This is a genomic window from Mycolicibacterium duvalii (assembly GCF_010726645.1).
Lineage (GTDB): Bacteria > Actinomycetota > Actinomycetes > Mycobacteriales > Mycobacteriaceae > Mycobacterium > Mycobacterium duvalii.
This window is the reverse complement of sequence record NZ_AP022563.1, coordinates 726,095-742,385: the sequence shown is the minus strand read 5'-3', so window position 1 is coordinate 742,385 and position 16,291 is coordinate 726,095. Positions and strand designations below refer to the sequence as shown.

The following is a 16,291-nucleotide window of genomic DNA, read 5'->3' as shown; positions in this document are numbered from 1 at the left end:
GGCCGGCTGTTTCTAAACGGTCGGTCGGGCCGCTCCTCCGCGCGCCCGCAACTGCCGCAGCCCACTGCCTACCGCGGCGCCCGCCACATCGGCCAGATGGGCGGGCCGTCGTCGGGCATCCTGATCTCGCCGGTCACCTCGAACCCGAACCGCATGTAGTAGCCGATGTTGGATTCCTTCGTCGACTCCAGGTAGGCGGGGGCGCCCTCGGCGTCGCAGCGATCCAGCCGGGAACGCATCAGTGCCTGTCCGAACCCCGCCCCGCGGACTGTCGGGTCGCTGCCGATCACGGCGAGGTACCAGTGCGGCTCTTCGGGGTGGTTCTTCTTCATCAGGTCCGCCATCGCCTGACCTCGGCCCACCTGCCGCCCCATCGCCAGCAGGAACGCCGGCATCATGCGCAGTTCCTCGCGCGGGGTCTGCCGCCACCGGCCGGGCGGATCCCACAGCGCCGCGGCCCCGAGACCGCCGTCGCGGCCGGCGACTTCGGTCGCGTCGCCGGCCAGGAAGTGATGCCGGGTCATGGCCGCGAAGATCCGTGGCAGCGCCCGGGCGCGACGCGCGTCGTCGGGCATCATCCACGTCATCAGCGGATCGTCGTAGAACGCCCGGCCGAGCACCCGCGCCAGCGATTTCACCTCGGCGCGGCGCGCAGGCGCGACATCGATCGTCATCACGGGCAGACTACGCCGCAGGACCCTCAGCCCTGGGTGATGTAAGCCTGCAATTGCTGGTGTTCGTGTTCGAGCTCTTCCATCCGGGTCTTGACGACGTCGCCGATGCTCACGATGCCGGCCAACCGCCCCGCCACCATCACCGGCACGTGCCGGACCCGGTTGGTGGTCATCAACGCCGCCAGGCTGTCGACCGAATCGTCGGGTGAGCAGGTCGCGACCAACGCGGTCATGATCTCCGACACCGGCCGCAGCAGCAGTTCGGCGCCGATCTCGTGGAGCTTGCGCACGACGTCGCGCTCGGACACGATGCCCAGCACTCCGTCCGGGGAGACGACGACCATCGCACCGATGTTGTGCACGGTCAGTTCGTTGAGCAGGCCGGAGACGGAGGTCTCCGGCGTGACGGTGGCTACGGAGTGACCCTTGTTGCGCAGCACGTCGGCGATTCGCATGAAACCCTCCTGGTGATCCAGCTCACACCCGGTCACACCAGGCTAGATCCCTTCGGGTGCGCCAGCCAACCCCTCGGCTGCGTCAATTTCGCCCTGCGCCGCGGGCTTCCCGGTATATGTGAGCCTCATGATCGAAGTGACTCTTCTCGGCACCGGCAGCCCGATTCCCGATGCCCGCCGCGCCGGTCCGTCCACGCTCGTCCGCGCGGGCGAACAGATCTTCCTGGTCGACTGCGGCCGCGGGGTGCTGCAGCGAGCCGCGGCCGTCGGGGTCGGCGCCAACAACCTCACGGCGCTGCTGATCACCCACCTGCACAGCGACCACATCGCCGACCTCGCCGACGTGCTCATCACGCGCTGGGTGTCGAACTTCGATCCGAACCTGCCGCCGTTGCCGATCATCGGTCCGCCCGGGATCGCCGAGGTCGTGGAGAGCACGCTGGCCGCGATGCGCTTCGACATCGGCTACCGCATCTCGCACCACGACGACCTGACCGCGCCCCCGCAGGTCGAGATCGAAGAGGTGGCCGACGGCGTGGTGTGGGGTCGCGACGGCGTGCAAATCCGGGTCGGTCCCACCGACCACCGCCCGGTCACCCCGAGCATCGGCTTCCGGGTCGAGCACGGTGGGGCGTCGGTCGTACTCGCTGGAGACACCGTGCCGTGCCAGTCCCTCGACGAGCTGGCGGCCGGCGCAGGCGCGCTCGTGCACACGGTGATCCGCGAGGACCTCATCGAAGCCCTGCCGATGCAGCGGCTGCGCGACATCTGCGGCTACCACTCCTCGGTCGAGCAGGCCGCCGACACCGCGGCCCGCGCCGGGGTCGGCATCCTCATCCTGACCCACTATGTCCCGGCGATTCAGCCGGGCCAGGAGGAGGACTGGCGCGCGTTGGCGGCGACCGTGTTCGACCGTCAGATCGAGATCGGAGACGACCTGCACCGGGTGCAGGTGCACCCGGGGGTGGGCGCTAAGCCAGCCGGGTGATCTCGACGATCACGTCGAGGTCGGTGGAACCCTCACCGGAGTAGATGCCCTTGAGCGGGCTGACGTCGGCGTAGTCCCGTCCCACCCCGACGCTGATGTACTGCTCGTTGATGTGGGCGTCGTTGGTGGGGTCGTAATGCCACCATTCGCCGGTCCACGCCTGGATCCAGGCGTGGCTCTGCCCGTCGACGGTGTCACCGATCGTGGCGTCACGTGAGGGGTGCAGGTAGCCCGAGACGTAGCGCGACGGTATCCCCATGCCGCGCAACACCATCAGTGTCAGGTGGGCGAAGTCCTGACAGACGCCCCTGCCTTCCCGCAGCGCCTCCACGCCCGAGGTGTGCACGCCGGTGGTGCCGGGCACGTACTCCAGCTCGCCCTGCGCCCAGCGCGCCGCCTCGATCACCGCCTCGGCGGGTTCGTGATACTTGGCGATCTTGCGGCCCACCCGCTCGATGCGCTTGCTGGCCGGCGCGTAGTGCGTCGGAGCGAGCACCTCGTCGTATTTGTCGACCGCGGCGTCGGTGGCCAGATCCGACCACGTCACCTTGGCCTTGGGTTCCTCCGGCGCGTCGGTCTCGACCACCGACGAGGCGGTGACCTCGAGCTCGGTGTGCGGTGCGTGCAGGTCGAACGCGGTCACCGCGGTGCCCCAGTAGTCGACATAGCGGTAGTTCCGGGTCGCCGGCACCGTCTCGACCCGGTTGAGGATGACGTTCTGCCGGGAGTCCGATCGCGGCGTCAACCGGGCCTCATTGAACGACGCCGTCACCGGCGACTTGTACGCGTAGCCCGTCGAGTGCACCACCCGCATCCGCCACATGTCAGATCTCCCCTTCCTCGATCACCAGCGCGTCGTGGCCGGCGTCGGTCCATGCCACCCAGGGCGCGGAGTGGAAATACTGCAGCGCCAACGCTTCTCCGACCTCGAAGCAGGTATTCTGCAGTCCCGCCAGCCGCGTTTCCAGAGTGTCCACCACCGCTCCGGGCTGCAGGAACTCGAGCTCACTGCGGGCCCGGCCGAGCAGTCGCTGCGCCTCGGCCGTGGCGCCGAGGCGCCCGTGCGGACGCTTGAGCAGTTCGTCGAGGCTGTGCTCGGCCAGCTTGAGCGAGTAGAAGATCGAGCGCGGGAACAAGCGGTCGAGCAGCATGAATTCCACCACGCGGCCGGCGTCGAGCGCGCCGCGGTAGGTCCGCAGGTAGGTGTCGTGGGCGCCGGCGGACCGCAGCAGCGTCACCCACGTCGGCGACGATCCACTGTCCCCGACGCGCGACAGCAGCAGACGCACCGTCATGTCCACCCGCTCGAGGGCCCGCCCGAGCACCATGAACCGGTACCCGTCATCGCGGGAGAGTGTCGAATCGGCCAGTCCCGCGAACATCGCGGCGCGGCCCTCCACATAGGACAGGAACTCGTGCGGTCCGAACCGCTTGGCGGCGCGTTCCCGTTCCGGCAGTGCGTTGTAGGTGCTGTTCAAGCACTCCCAGATCTCGGTCGACGTGACTTCCCTGGCTCCGCGGGCATTTTCGCGGGCTGCTGAGATGGCTTCGACGATCGAACAGCCACCGTAGGTCTCGCGGCTGAACGCCACGATATCGGTCAGCGACCACACGTCCAGCGGCTCGTCGGGGGGCTCGATGCCGAGCACCCGCAGCAGCGTGCGCGACGCCCAGTCCGGGTCGACGCTGGAATCCTCGAGCAGCTGATGCACAGTGACGTCGAGGATCCGGGCGGTGTCATCGGCACGCTCGACGTAGCGCCCGATCCAGTACAGCGATTCGGCGTTCCTGGCCAACATGGCTGTCTCCTACTGCTGCTGCTGCTGTTGCTGCTGCTGGTTGTTGTCGGACCCGGTGTCGGTTCGGCTCTTGCTCGGGGCGGCCGCAGGAAGTGAGCGCACCACCTCGGCCGCGCCGAGTTCGCGGTCCGCACCCGACGTACGAGACGCCAGCACCCAGGTGTCCTTCGAACCCCCGCCCTGGCTGGAGTTGACCACCAACGAGCCTTCGGGCAGCGCCACCCGGGTCAACCCGCCGGGCAGCACCCACACGTCGTCGCCGTCGTTGACCGCGAACGGACGCAGGTCGACGTGACGTGGCGCCAGCGTGTCGCCGATCTGGGTCGGCACAGTCGACAGCTGCATCACCGGCTGCGCGATCCAGCCGCGCGGATCGGCGATGATCTTCTTGGTGATCGTGGCGAGTTCCTTGTCCGAGGCTTCCGGGCCGAAGACGATGCCATACCCGCCGGAGCCTTCGACCGGCTTGATCACGAGCTCGTCGATCCGGTCGAGCACCTCCTCCCGCTCGGCGTCGAGCCAGCACCGGAAAGTGTCGACGTTGGCCAGAAGCGGCTTCTCCCCCAGGTAGTACTCGATGATCGTGGGCACGTAGGTGTAGACGAGTTTGTCGTCACCGACGCCGTTGCCGACCGCGCTGGAGATCACCACGTTCCCGGCCCGGGCGGCGTTGAGGATGCCTGCCACGCCGAGCACCGAGTCGGGCTTGAACTGCATCGGGTCCAGGTAGTCGTCGTCGATGCGCCGGTAGATCACGTCTACCTGGCGTTCGCCCTCGGTGGTGCGCATGTACACGGTGTTGTCGCGGCAGAACAGGTCGCGGCCCTCGACGAGCTCGACGCCCATCTGGCGGGCCAGCAGCGAGTGTTCGAAGTACGCGGAGTTGTAGACCCCCGGGGTCAGGACCACCACGGTCGGGTCGGCGACGTTGTTGGCCGCGGCGTTGCGAAGCGCACGCAGCAGATGCGCGGAGTAGTCACCGACCGCCCGCACCCGGTGGGTGGCGAACAGGTTCGGAAACACCCGCGCCATGGTGCGCCGGTTCTCCATCACATAGGACACACCCGACGGCGACCGCAGGTTGTCTTCCAGAACCCGGAAACTGCCCTGCTCGTCGCGGATCAGGTCGATTCCGGCGACGTGGATCCGCACGCCGTTGGGCGGGACGATGCCGACGGCCTCGCGATGGAAGTGCTCGCACGAGGTGACCAGCCGGCGCGGGATGACACCGTCACGCAGTATCTCCTGCTCGCCGTAGATGTCGTCGAGATACATCTCCAGCGCTTGCACCCGCTGCCGGATGCCGCGCTCCAGCCGGGTCCACTCAGCCGCGGAGATGACCCTGGGCACCAGGTCGAGCGGGAAGGGGCGTTCCTGACCGGACAGCGAGAAGGTGATGCCCTGGTCGGTGAACGCGCGGCCCAGCGCCTCGGCGCGGGCGCCGAGTTCGGACGCGTCGGACGGCGCCAGCTCCTTGTGGATGCCCTTGTAGGGGCCACGCACGTTGGCCTGGCCGTCGAACATCTCGTCGAAGGCTTCGGCGTAGGTGCCCAGGGCGTTGTAGCCCCCGAAGACGCCGTCATGCCGTTTGGCGGCTTTGGCGTTGCTACGTGCGGTCTTGACGGTCTCGGTCGGCAACGTGCCCCCTGCTCTGTGATGAGTACCTTCGGTGCGAGCGCTTGCTGCCATGCTGCAATACAATCGCCGTTCCGGCAGGCCAGCGACGCTCGCTTTGGGACTTCTACCCATTCGCTGCTACCCTGAACAGTCGCTGCCCCCAGGCGGGCGCCCACAGACTCCAGTTACCCCGTCGAGATTTACGAAGGAATACACGCGTGGCCAACATCAAGTCGCAGGAGAAGCGGAACCGCACCAACGAGCGCCGCAGACTGCGCAACAAGTCGGTGAAGTCGTCTCTTCACACGGCGGTCCGTGGATTCCGTGAGGCTGTCGAGGCCGGCGACAAGGACAAGGCCGGCGAGCTGCTCGTGGCCACCAGCCGCAAGCTCGACAAGGCGGCCAGCAAGGGCGTCATCCACAAGAACCAGGCCGCCAACCGCAAGTCGGCGCTGGCCCGGGCACTCAACAAGATCTGATCGGTCGTCTCAGTCGCTGACCAGCGACGCGACCCTGCGTACCGCCGTTTCCAACGCGTAGTCGGCGTCCGCCGCTGCCCCTTTGACGTCGGCGTTCAGTGCGGCCACCAGCCGCATCGCCTCGGCCACCGAATCCCGTGACCAGCGTCGCGCCTGCTTCTGCGCTTTCTGCACCCGCCACGGCGGCATGCCCAGCTCGCCGGCCAGCTGGAAGTGGTTGCCCGACAGCGGCCCGACCCGGGCGATGGTGTGCACCGCTTCGGCGAGTGCGTCGGCCAGCACCACGTGTGGTTCACCGGCCATCATCGCCCAGCGCAGCGCCTCGGCAGCGCCCGCGACGTCCCCGACCACCGCCTTGTCGGCGATGTCGAACCCCTTCACCTCGGCTTTGCCCGAGTGGTAGCGGCGCACCGCCGCGGCGTCGACGTCACCGCCGGTGTCGGCCACCAGCTGCGAGCACGTCGCGGCCAGCTCCCGGATGTCGGAGCCGATCGCGTCGAGCACCGCAGTGACGGTGTGGTCGTCGACCTTGACGCGCAGCGCCTTGAACTCCCGACGGACGAAGTCTGCGCGCTCGGCGGCCTTGGTGATGCGCGCGCACGGGTGCACCTGCGCGCCCAGCTTCTGCAGCTTGTCGGCCAGCGCCTTGGCCCGCCCGCCACCGGAGTGCACGACCACCAGCACGGTGCCGGCGGGCAGGTCGGCGGCGGCGTTCTCGATGAGCGTCACGGCGTCTTTTCCGGCCTCGGCGGCTGACTCCAGCACCACCACACGCTCGTCGGCGAACAGCGACGGGCTGAGAAGCTCGGCGAGTTCACTGACGCTGACCTCGCCGGCGCGCAGCCGGTCGACCGGTACGTCGGAGGTCCCCGCCGCGACGCGGACCTGCCGCAGCACGGCCGCCACGGCGCGCTCGACCAACAGTTCTTCGTCCCCCAGAACCAGGTGCAGTCCCGCCAGTTCAGTCACGCCACGATGGTGTCACGCCGACCCGACACCGCCCAATGCCAGCCCGCCGCGACGACGATCGCGCTCACCGCCACGACGGCGACCCCGGCCACCCCCGACGGCACAGGAACCGACGCCGCCGGTAGCGCGGCACACCAGCGCGCCACCGCGAGCAGCCACCACACCTCCGGCCCGGTGAATCGAATGAGCAGCTCGGCACCGGCCGGCCACACCGGGCACAGCGCCGCGGCGGCGGTGCCGAGCACTGTGACCGGCGGGATGACCGGCGCCGCAGCCAGATTCGCCAGCACGGCCACCAGACTGACCGATCCGGAGATGCCCGCGACCAGCGGAGCGGTGACCAGCTGGGCCGCGGTCGCGACGCTGACCGCTGCCGCCAGCGGCCGGGGCCAGCCGCGGTCGACAAGGCGCTGCGACCACACCGGCGCGATCAGCACGAGTGCGGCGGTGGCCGACACCGACAGAGCGAACCCGACGTCGACCGCCAGCTCGGGCGCACCGACCATCAACGCCACCACGGTGGCCGCCAGCGCCGGCAACGCTTGGCGACGGCGGTGCGACAGCACCGCCAGCAGCGTGATGGCGCCCATCACTGCCGCGCGCAGCACGCTGGCCGAGGGCTGCACGACGATGACGAAAGCCAGCAGCGTGAGCGCCGCGAGCCCGACCGCCGCCCGCGGCCCGAGCACTGCCGCCGACAGCAGCACCGCGCCGCACACGATGGTCACGTTCGCGCCGGACACCGCCGTCAGGTGGGTAAGCCCCGCCACCCGGAACTGCGCGGTCACCGGCGGCGGCACCGTCGAGGTGTCCCCGAGCACCAGTGCGGGCAGCATGGCGGCCTGGTCGGCCGGCAGCGCCGACCGGGTGGCGTCGGCGAAAGCCGTGCGCACCGCCTGCGCAGCCCGGTGCACGTCGGCGGCCTCCCCAGGCACCGGTGGCCCTGTGGCCGATAGCACCGCGACAGTCAGGTCTCGGCGCTTCGGGGCGCTCGCGACGGCCCGGAAGGCCGCCGGCTGGCCCGGTTGCAGGCGGGCGTACTCGGTTCCCGAGGCGAACACCAGCACCCGCCCCGAGGACGGGACACCGTCGACGTTGTGCAGCACACCCCGGAACATGGTGCGTCCCCCGGCGAGCACGCGCGGTGTCTCGGCCGGGGAGACCACCACCGAGATCGCCGACCCGGTGCCGGCGGTGAGCGGATGCCGACGCACCGCATCTTCGCGCAGCGTCACCGCGACCGCGAAGCCCGCACCGACGACCGCCACGGCGAGCACGCCGGCGACCCAGGTCGGCCGCTGCCCGATCGACCGTCGCCGCGACGCCCACCACCCCGCCGCCGCCGTCGCGGCGACCGCCACCGAGGCGGCCAGCGCCGCCCCGCCCCCCGCCCAGGTGATGCCGGCGGCGGTGACGACCCAGCTGGTCATTGCGGCCGGGACCAGCCTCAGGTCCATCGCCGTCAGACCCGCACGTGGTCACGCAGCTTGTCCAGCCGGGCGGGACCGATCCCGTCGACGTCGCCGAGCTGGTCGACGCTGTCGAAGCGGCCGTGGGCGTCGCGCCACGCCACGATCGCCGCCGCGGTCACCGGCCCGATACCCGGCAACGTGTCGAGCTCCTCGAGCGTCGCGGAGTTCAGATCGACCAGCCCCGTTGCGCCACCCGCCTGCTCTGCCGGCGCAGCGGCCGGCGCCGCCGGGTCGGACACCACCGAGCTGCCCATCTGCCCGGGCTGGCCGGCCGGCGCGTCGATACCCACGACAATCTGTTCGCCGTCGGCGACGCGGCGGGCCATGTTCAGTCCGAGGACGTCGGCACCGTCTACCGCGCCGCCCGCGGCCTCGAGCGCGTCGGCGATTCGGGCACCGGGCGGCAGGGTCACCAGGCCGGGCGTGTGCACCAGGCCCACGACGCTGACGATCACCGGGTCGGCCGGTGTCGGAGCCGCCGACTGCGCGCTCGACGATGCGGCCATCTCCACCGGCGGCAGCTTGGCCGCCACCACCGGCGGCGGCCGATCGCCGATCAGCGTCACGACGGTCACCAGGATCGCGACCACCGCCACCGTGCCCAGGGCGAGCACCCCGGCCCGGCCCGGGTCAGCCCGGATCTTGGCCAGCCAGGCCGCCGGCGACGACGTTGTCGTCGGCGGCTGGTCCGGCAACCAGCGGGACAGCGACCGCTCCGAGGTCTCGTCGGCACCGGTGACCTCGTCGTCGAGTTCGGGCCCGAGCCGGCGGCGGAGCCGGTCTGTGGCAGATTCGGTGGACATGGGCCCGACCGTATGCGCGCGGTCGGACTCCGCGGTTGCGCCAGCGCGGTCGCAGCGGTCCGGCTGTGGATGAAGTCCGCTTTGGGGATGGCCATGGCTACGATGACTTCTCAATGAACCGACGAGCCCCGATGATCGCTGGTGTCGCGTTCGCGGTGCTCTACGCCACGGCCGTGCTGATCCTGCCCGCCGCCGGGGGCGGCGACCCGTCCGTACTGCGGGCACGAGCTCTGCTGCTGGTGTTCGCGGCCCTGGCGTTGGGATGGCTGGCCGCGGTGGTGCGGGACCGGCTGACGGGTCCACCGGCCCATCTGTTCACGATCGGTGCCACGTTGTTGCTCGCGCAACTCTGCGTGGCGACCTGGTTGAGCGCGGGCCCGGCGATCCGGCCGGGTCAGGTGACCGAGGGCACCGCGGCGACCCTCGCTGACCTCGCGTCGCTGTGGCTACCGACCGCGACCATTGGCCATATCCTGGTGGCGGTCCCGATTCTGTTGGCCGCCAACGACGATCACCTGCCCCGCTGGATCGGAACGGCAGCGGCGGTGTTCATCGTCGAGCAACTCATCGAGACGATCACCATCATCGGTCCGCCCGGTAGCTTCATCTCCCCCGGCGGTCCGATGAACGTGTACCTCGGTGCCAGCTTGACGGCGGCGTTCTTCGGCGCGCTCGGCGTCGCGGTGTCACGGTCGCGTCCCGAGCCGACGGACATCCGCGACGAAGTAGTGTCCGACGAACCGGTAGGAGAATGAATGGCCTTGCCCCCGCTGGTACCCCGCCCGACAGTCGAGCCGTCGGCCGCTCGCGACCTTCGTGCCGAGGTGCGCGCTTTCCTGGCCGAGCAGCTCGCCGCCGGCGCGTTCCGACCCGCAGTGGACGCCTGGCTGACCGGGTGGGACGAGAACTTCACCGCCGCGCTCGCGGCTCGGGGCTGGCTGGGGATGACGGTGCCCCAGGAGTACGGCGGGCACGGGCGGTCGTTCCTCGAACGGTTCGTCGTCACCGAGGAACTGCTGGCCGCAGGCGCACCGGTCGCCGCGCACTGGATCGCCGACCGCCAGATCGTGCCGTCACTGCTGAAATACGGCACCGAAGTACAGAAGTCACGGTTCCTTCCGGCCGTCGTGCGCGGCGAATGTTTCTTCGGGATCGGCATGAGCGAACCCGATTCCGGTTCCGACCTCGCCAGCGTGCGCACCCGTGCCGAGCGGGTCGACGGGGGATGGACACTGACCGGCACGAAAGTCTGGACCTCAGGTGCCCATCGCGCCCATGCGTTCATCGCGTTGGCCCGCACCGCGCCGGTCGATTCAACTCACCGGCACGCCGGCCTGAGCCAATTCATCGTCGATCTCCGCGGGCCCGGCGTCGACATCCGCCCGATCGAATCGATGAACGGGGCTCACCATTTCAACGAGGTGATCCTCGACGGCGTGTTCGTTTCCGACGACATGGTGTTCGGCGCGATCGGCGATGGTTGGCATCAGGTCACCTCCGAGTTGGCGTTCGAGCGCAGCGGTCCGGAGCGGCTGCTGTCCACGTTCGTCCTGCTCGACGCCTACGCCGCGGAGGCGGCCGCACACCGTGCCCCCGCCGACGCCGAACTCGGCCGGTTGGTGGCCCGCATCGCGGGGCTGCACCAGATGTCGGCCGCGGTGGCAGGAGCACTGCAGCGCGAGGAGCCGGCCGATATCCCGGCCGCGGTGGTCAAGGTGTTGGGGACTTCGACAGAGGGTGACATCGCCGAGTTCGCGCACCTGGTCACCGACCCCGAGGCCGACTTCGCCGATCTGGTCTGCGGCGCGGTGGATCAGCGCCCGGGCTTCACCCTGCGGGGCGGCACCAACGAAGTGTTGCGCGGTGTGATCGCGCGCGGATTGGGGATCCGGTGAGTGTCGTCGATGTCGACCCCGCCCTGCTGGACATGATGGAGGCGGTGTTCGCCCAGCACGGGCGCGACCACGATCCCACCGACCTGTGGAACCGGCTGGACGGTCTGGGTCTGGTGCGGCTCACCGGGCCGGAAGCCGCCGGCGGTAGCGACGCGGGGTGGCCCGAGGCGGCAGCGCTGCTGTCGACCGCGGTGCGCCACGGTGTGCGGATTCCGTTGGCCGAACACGATCTTCTCGCCTGCTGGCTGCTCGACGCCGCGGGTATCGGAGGCGACGCCGCGCCGCGGACGGTGTGCGTGCTCGACCGAGACGGGGTGGCCCGCGCCGTGCCGTGGGCGTCACACGTGCGACGCATCGTGGTCGTCACCGCGCGCGGGGACGACTACACCGTCGCTGACCGAGACATCGCCGAGGTCTCGATCACCAGCGGCGCCAATATGATCGGCGAGCCTCGCGACACGGTCACGGCGACCGACGGCGTCACCGGGGCGGAGGTGCCGGCGGCGTTGGTCGAACAGCTGCGACTCAAGTCGGCGCTGGTTCGGGCGATCCAGGTGTGTGCGGCACTGGACGGTGCGCTGGCCTCCTCGATCGAGCACACCCGGTCACGCGAGCAGTTCGGCCGGCCGTTGACGAAGTTCCAGGCTGTGCAACATCTTCTCGCCGACATGGCGGCCAAAGCCGCACTGGCCCGCACCGCCACCGAGGCCGCCCTGGCCACTGCGGTCGAAAGTGACTGGTCGGCAACCCAACTGGAGTTCCTGGTCGCGGTGGCGCGGTCGTGTGCGGGCCACGCCGCGTCGGTGGTGGTGCGCCACGCGCACCAGCTGCACGGCGCGATCGGGACCACCAAAGAACACCGACTGCACGAGTTCACGCGGGCCGCCCTGGCCTGGCGCTCGGAGTTCGGCACGGTGCGCGACTTCGATGAGCAGCTGACGCGGCTGGCGATCGGTGCCGGCCCCGGGAAGCTGTGGCCGACGATCTGTCCGTGATTCAGCGCACCACAACCGAGCTCGGCTCGCGAGGAGCGCCCAGCATGTTGCGGTGAGACGGCGGTCGCCGCCCGCCTTCGTCGGTGATGCCGTAGCGTTCGGCGACCTCGGCCGCGATCACCGCGTGACCGCTGACCGCGGCACTACCCGGGTCTCGGTACAGCGCATCGATGACTCGGCCGGCGAACTCGGGGGTTTCGGTCTGGGCGCTGAATTGGGCCAACGCGTCGGCATTGTCGCGGAAGGCCGCTCGCAACCGATCGGTGAGCAGGATGCCCAACCACAACGACACGACGGTGACCGTGGTGTCGGCGAAGTCGACCGCCATGTCGGCGACCATCTTGTCGACACCGGCTTTCTGCGCGCCGTATGCGGGGCCGTGCATGTAGCAGACCGATCCCGGCGACGACGTGAACACCATCAAGCCGCGCTCCTGAGCGGTCAACAACGGTGCCGCGTGCCACGCCGCGACGTAGGAGGAACGCAGCCCGGTATCGAGCACGTCGGCCAGCTCGATCGGCTTCTGCCAGAACGGTTTCGGGTCGACCAGGTGGTCCGAGACCGCGGCAGCATTGTTGACCAGCAGATCGAGCCGCCCGCACTCGCCGTGTACCCGTTCGAACACCCGGCCCACGGCCGCATCGTCGCGGTGATCGACCACCAGACCGACGCCCCAGGCCGGTGACTCCTCGATACTGCGCCCGGTTCCGTACACCCGCCAGCCGGACTTCGCGAGGGCGTTCGCGATCCCCTGGCCCGCGCCGCGGCTGGCGCCGGTCACCACCGCGACCGGCGCGGTGTCGTCGGTCACGGCGCCTCCACCCGCAGGGCGACGCCGACAGCGCCGGCGCCGACGTGGATGGACAACAGCGGGCCCATATCGGCGACGGTCAGCGAGGAGAGCTGCGGAAGGCGTTGTGTCAGTGCGGCACCGAGTTTGTCGGCGTCGTCGTGGTTGTCGACGTGATGCACCACCACCTCGGCCGACCGCTCCCCGACCACCTCGACGACGCGGGCCACCATCGCTGCGTGCGCCTTGGTCACGGTGCGGATCCGCTGGTCGAGCACCAGGCGGCCGTCGATGTCCAGGCGTAGCAGCGGTTTGAGTGACAGCGCCGTGCCCAGCCAGGACGCCGTGGTGCGGATGCGACCGCTGCGGCGCAGGTTGTCGAGCCGGTGCACCACGAGAAACACGTGAGTGTGGCGCACCGCCGCGCGTGCCGCCGCCTCGACGTCGTCGAGGCCGTCGCCGGCGCGGGCACTGCGAGCCGCCTCCAGCGCGATCAATCCCACACCCATCGCCGCTGAGCGTGAGTTGACCACCCGCACCGCGGGGCCGAATTCACGGGCGGCCATCACCGCGGCGCTGTACGTGCTCGACAGTGCCGCGGAGATGTGGACGGCCACGACACCGTCGCCGCCGCTGTCGGCGAGGGCCTGCCGGTACACGTCGGCCAAGTCGGCCGGCGTGGCTCCGGCGGTGGTGACCTTCGGCCGGGCGTGCACGTCGAACGGAATCTCGTCGCACCCGTCCCGGAGATCCTCGCCGTCGATCAGGACGTGTAGCGGCACCTGGCGGATGTCCCAGCGGGCGAGCTCGTCGGGATGCAGACGCGACGACGAATCGCTGACGACTACAACGGGCATGGACGGTCATCCATGCGAATCGGGAACCTGAACACCGGCTTCGGCCAATCCCTTGAGCATCAAATCGGCAACCGCCTGGTGCGCTTCGAAGTTCCAATGGATTCCATCGGGATTGCCCCGGCCGCCGAGCACCTCGTCCTCGACCGCCGCCTTGAGATCGACCAGCGGAACGTCGTGCTCGGTCGCCCACCGGGTGATCGCCGCGACGGTGCCCGCGCGACCGTGATGGGCCATTCCATAGGTCGGCGCGATGTGCACCGAGGGCAGCGACGCCACGACCGGAATCCCGGGACGATTGAAATCAATGGCTGCTCTTGTCATCTCGAGATATTCGACGCTCAGGTGCGGCGGCAGCGCTGGCCGGGCCACCGGAGACAGCCGCGGCTGCACCCAACCGTATCCGTCGCGGGCCCAGCGGCGCAGCGGCGCCGGCCGCACGTAGCGGATGAGTTCACGCAGCGCGGTCGGCAGCGGCGACGGCAACGAGTCCATACCCGAGGTCGCGAAGATCACCGCGCCCGCGCGCGGCAGCGCGGCCCACGAGCGCGGGTCCTGGGTGGCCGCCCACCACACGTCCCGACTAGTCCACCCGATCCGCCCGATCAATTCCACATCCCAGTCGAGTTCACGGGCAACGAGATTCGGCCAGATCCTGGGGTCATCGGACGGCAGTCCGCCGGTGGGCCCGTAGTAGGACAGCGAGTCACAGAAGACCAAAAGCGTGCGGCGCGATGCGGTCACTACAGCACGTCCCCCGCCACCTGCGCCGAGGCGTTCCACACGTCCAACCGCCAATGGACGTCGTCGAAGGACTCTGCTGCGCCACCGGCCCGGGTGTGCCCGGCCAGCTGCACCCAGCTGGCGTTGCCCATGCCGCCCAGCGCGGGCCAGTTGTCCACCGGAAGACCCAGTAATGCTGCGGTCAGCGCCGCGATCAGTCCGCCGTGGGCGACCAGGACCACCGGACGGTCGTCAAGCCCCCAGTCCGCCTGCTGGTCCACCAGTTCCCTGACCAACGGCACCCCGCGCCCGGCGACGTCGACGCGGCTCTCGCCGCCGTGCGGCGCCCACCGCGCGTCCTCGCGCCAGGCCAGTCGCGCACCGGGGGCGGCGGCGTCAACCTCCAGGTGGGTCATGCCCTGCCAGTCCCCCAGGTGGGTTTCGCGCAGTCGGGTGTCGATGTTGACCGGAAGTCCGCAGCGGTCGCCCAGTGCGACGGCGGTGTCGAGCGCGCGCCGCAGATCCGACGACACGATCAACAGCGGTTCCCGCTTGGCCAGCGACTGCGCCGCTGCGACGGCCTGATCCCGGCCCAGCTCGCTCAGTTCCGTGTCCAGCTGCCCCTGCATGCGGCTTCCCGCGTTGTATTCGGTCTGGCCGTGGCGCAGCATGACCAGGCGGCGGATCGTCATTCGGTGTCCTCGCCGGCGCCGGGGGCTCCGAGATCCACCTCCAGGACCGGGCAGTCCCGCCAGAGCCGGTCCAGCGCATAGAACTCGCGTTCATCGGTGTGCTGGATGTGCACCACGATGTCGACGTAATCCAGCAGCGTCCACCGGCCCTCGCGGGTGCCTTCGCGACGGGCCGGCTTGTAGCCCGCCTGCCGCATCTTCTCCGCCACCTCGTCGACGATCGCGTTGACCTGCCGGTCGTTGGCTCCCGACGCGATGACGAAGAGATCGGTGATGACGAGCTGGTTGGACACGTCGATGACGACGATGTCCTCGGCGAGCTTGGCCGCCGCCGCCCGCGCGGCGACTGTCGCCATGTCGATGGCTTCCTGTGTAGCGGTCAGGGATGCTCTCCTTGTCCTGCGTTGCCGGAACTGCGGTACAGCTTGCGCTTGGCGACATACTGCACCACACCGTCGGGAACCAGATACCAGATGGGTCTCGACTGCCGGGCGCGTAGCCGGCAGTCTGTCGACGAGATCGCCAGCGCGGGCACCTCGACGAGGTGCAGCGCATCGGACGGCAGTTCGGCCATCGCCGCGGTGATGTGGCTTCCGTCGAGCTCGTAGCCCGGCCGGCTGACGCCGATGAAGCTGGCGATCGCGAACATCTCCTCCCAGTTCTGCCAGGACAGGATGGAGGCCAGCGCATCGGCGCCGGTGATGAAGTACAGGTCCGCGTCGGGGTTGTGGGCCCGCAGATCGCGCAGCGTGTCCTTGGTGTAGGTCGGTCCGCCCCGGTCGATGTCGACCCGGCTGACCGAGAACTGCGGGTTGGATGCGGTGGCGATGACCGTCATCAGGTAGCGGTCTTCGGCGGCGGTGACGTCGCCGCTGCGCTTCTGCCACGGCTGGCCGGTCGGGACGAACACCACCTCGTCGAGGCCGAAGAGGTCGGCGACCTCGCTGGCCGCTACCAGGTGCCCGTTGTGGACGGGGTCGAAGGTGCCGCCCATCACGCCCAGCCTTCTCCGCCGTTGGCCGCCTGCTTGCACAAATAGCCAGCTTACGGGACCTCCGATGTCCGTCACCTGCTCGGTTGCGATGA

The 16,291-nt window shown here is 69.7% G+C and carries 19 protein-coding genes; 5 read left to right on the top strand and 14 right to left on the bottom strand.

Features of this window, described 5'->3' with window-relative positions; translation table 11 throughout:
- Positions 1-68 precede the first annotated feature (68 nt).
- Positions 69-674, bottom strand: a complete 606-nt coding sequence (locus tag G6N31_RS03375) for a GNAT family N-acetyltransferase (protein WP_179964260.1) — start codon at positions 672-674, stop codon at positions 69-71.
- A 26-nt stretch (positions 675-700) separates the two neighbouring features.
- Complete coding sequence (locus tag G6N31_RS03370; RefSeq protein WP_098003630.1) at positions 701-1,129, bottom strand: CBS domain-containing protein; 429 nt, start codon at positions 1,127-1,129, stop codon at positions 701-703.
- Between the two features lie 127 nt (positions 1,130-1,256).
- On the opposite strand from G6N31_RS03370, the gene G6N31_RS03365 reads away from it, so the two are divergent.
- Positions 1,257-2,117: a ribonuclease Z gene (locus tag G6N31_RS03365; protein ID WP_098003595.1), complete on the top strand. Its 861-nt coding sequence runs from the start codon at positions 1,257-1,259 to the stop codon at positions 2,115-2,117.
- Here the strand turns inward: G6N31_RS03365 and G6N31_RS03360 are convergent.
- From G6N31_RS03360 to G6N31_RS03350, 3 genes are read right to left on the bottom strand one after another with little or no spacing between them, the layout of a single operon-like run.
- Positions 2,101-2,940, bottom strand: coding sequence for a transglutaminase family protein (locus G6N31_RS03360; protein ID WP_098003596.1), 840 nt, complete (start codon positions 2,938-2,940; stop codon positions 2,101-2,103). The genes G6N31_RS03365 and G6N31_RS03360 overlap by 17 nt on opposite strands.
- 1 nt (position 2,941) lies before the next feature.
- Positions 2,942-3,916 (bottom strand): alpha-E domain-containing protein, encoded by a 975-nt coding sequence (locus tag G6N31_RS03355; protein WP_098003597.1) that lies wholly within the window; start codon positions 3,914-3,916, stop codon positions 2,942-2,944.
- 9 nt (positions 3,917-3,925) lie between these two features.
- The gene (locus tag G6N31_RS03350; RefSeq protein WP_234815296.1) at positions 3,926-5,605 is read right to left on the bottom strand and encodes a circularly permuted type 2 ATP-grasp protein; all 1,680 of its coding nucleotides are present in this window, start codon (positions 5,603-5,605) and stop codon (positions 3,926-3,928) included.
- Positions 5,606-5,751: 146 nt separating this feature from the next.
- Here G6N31_RS03350 and rpsT point away from each other — a divergent pair, with 146 nt between their 5' ends.
- Complete coding sequence (rpsT, locus tag G6N31_RS03345) at positions 5,752-6,012, top strand: 30S ribosomal protein S20 (RefSeq protein ID WP_098003599.1); 261 nt, start codon at positions 5,752-5,754, stop codon at positions 6,010-6,012.
- Between the two features lie 9 nt (positions 6,013-6,021).
- Here the strand turns inward: rpsT and holA are convergent, their stop codons facing one another.
- Genes holA through G6N31_RS03330 form a run of 3 tightly spaced genes read right to left on the bottom strand, consistent with a single transcriptional unit; the run spans position 6,022 to position 9,256 of the window.
- Entirely contained in the window at positions 6,022-6,972 is a 951-nt protein-coding gene (gene holA, locus G6N31_RS03340) for a DNA polymerase III subunit delta (protein ID WP_276057438.1), read from the bottom strand.
- A 5-nt stretch (positions 6,973-6,977) separates the two neighbouring features.
- Positions 6,978-8,411: a ComEC/Rec2 family competence protein gene (locus G6N31_RS03335; protein WP_435404825.1), complete on the bottom strand. Its 1,434-nt coding sequence runs from the start codon at positions 8,409-8,411 to the stop codon at positions 6,978-6,980.
- 32 nt (positions 8,412-8,443) lie between these two features.
- Positions 8,444-9,256 (bottom strand): ComEA family DNA-binding protein, encoded by an 813-nt coding sequence (locus G6N31_RS03330; protein WP_098003602.1) that lies wholly within the window; start codon positions 9,254-9,256, stop codon positions 8,444-8,446.
- 113 nt (positions 9,257-9,369) lie between these two features.
- Here G6N31_RS03330 and G6N31_RS03325 point away from each other — a divergent pair, with 113 nt between their 5' ends.
- The 3 genes from G6N31_RS03325 to G6N31_RS03315 are packed head-to-tail and all read left to right on the top strand — an operon-like array spanning position 9,370 to position 12,146.
- The gene (locus tag G6N31_RS03325; protein WP_098003603.1) at positions 9,370-10,011 is read left to right on the top strand and encodes a hypothetical protein; all 642 of its coding nucleotides are present in this window, start codon (positions 9,370-9,372) and stop codon (positions 10,009-10,011) included.
- The gene (locus G6N31_RS03320) at positions 10,012-11,151 is read left to right on the top strand and encodes an acyl-CoA dehydrogenase family protein (protein WP_098003604.1); all 1,140 of its coding nucleotides are present in this window, start codon (positions 10,012-10,014) and stop codon (positions 11,149-11,151) included. It abuts the gene before it with no gap.
- Positions 11,152-11,183: 32 nt separating this feature from the next.
- Positions 11,184-12,146, top strand: coding sequence for an acyl-CoA dehydrogenase family protein (locus G6N31_RS03315; protein WP_098003631.1), 963 nt, complete (start codon positions 11,184-11,186; stop codon positions 12,144-12,146).
- A gap of 1 nt (position 12,147) precedes the next feature.
- Here the strand turns inward: G6N31_RS03315 and G6N31_RS03310 are convergent, their stop codons facing one another.
- Genes G6N31_RS03310 through nadD form a run of 6 tightly spaced genes read right to left on the bottom strand, consistent with a single transcriptional unit; the run spans position 12,148 to position 16,199 of the window.
- Complete coding sequence (locus tag G6N31_RS03310; RefSeq protein WP_098003605.1) at positions 12,148-12,957, bottom strand: SDR family NAD(P)-dependent oxidoreductase; 810 nt, start codon at positions 12,955-12,957, stop codon at positions 12,148-12,150.
- Positions 12,954-13,793: a DegV family protein gene (locus G6N31_RS03305; protein ID WP_098003606.1), complete on the bottom strand. Its 840-nt coding sequence runs from the start codon at positions 13,791-13,793 to the stop codon at positions 12,954-12,956. Before G6N31_RS03305 ends, G6N31_RS03310 begins: the two co-directional genes overlap by 4 nt.
- Before the next feature lie 6 nt (positions 13,794-13,799).
- The gene (octT, locus tag G6N31_RS03300; RefSeq protein WP_098003607.1) at positions 13,800-14,534 is read right to left on the bottom strand and encodes a diglucosylglycerate octanoyltransferase; all 735 of its coding nucleotides are present in this window, start codon (positions 14,532-14,534) and stop codon (positions 13,800-13,802) included.
- Entirely contained in the window at positions 14,534-15,205 is a 672-nt protein-coding gene (gene gpgP / locus G6N31_RS03295; protein WP_098003608.1) for a glucosyl-3-phosphoglycerate phosphatase, read from the bottom strand. Before gpgP ends, octT begins: the two co-directional genes overlap by 1 nt.
- Positions 15,202-15,588, bottom strand: a complete 387-nt coding sequence (gene rsfS, locus G6N31_RS03290; RefSeq protein ID WP_098003632.1) for a ribosome silencing factor — start codon at positions 15,586-15,588, stop codon at positions 15,202-15,204. Before rsfS ends, gpgP begins: the two co-directional genes overlap by 4 nt.
- The gene (gene nadD / locus G6N31_RS03285) at positions 15,585-16,199 is read right to left on the bottom strand and encodes a nicotinate-nucleotide adenylyltransferase (protein WP_234815297.1); all 615 of its coding nucleotides are present in this window, start codon (positions 16,197-16,199) and stop codon (positions 15,585-15,587) included. Before nadD ends, rsfS begins: the two co-directional genes overlap by 4 nt.
- Positions 16,200-16,291 lie beyond the last annotated feature (92 nt).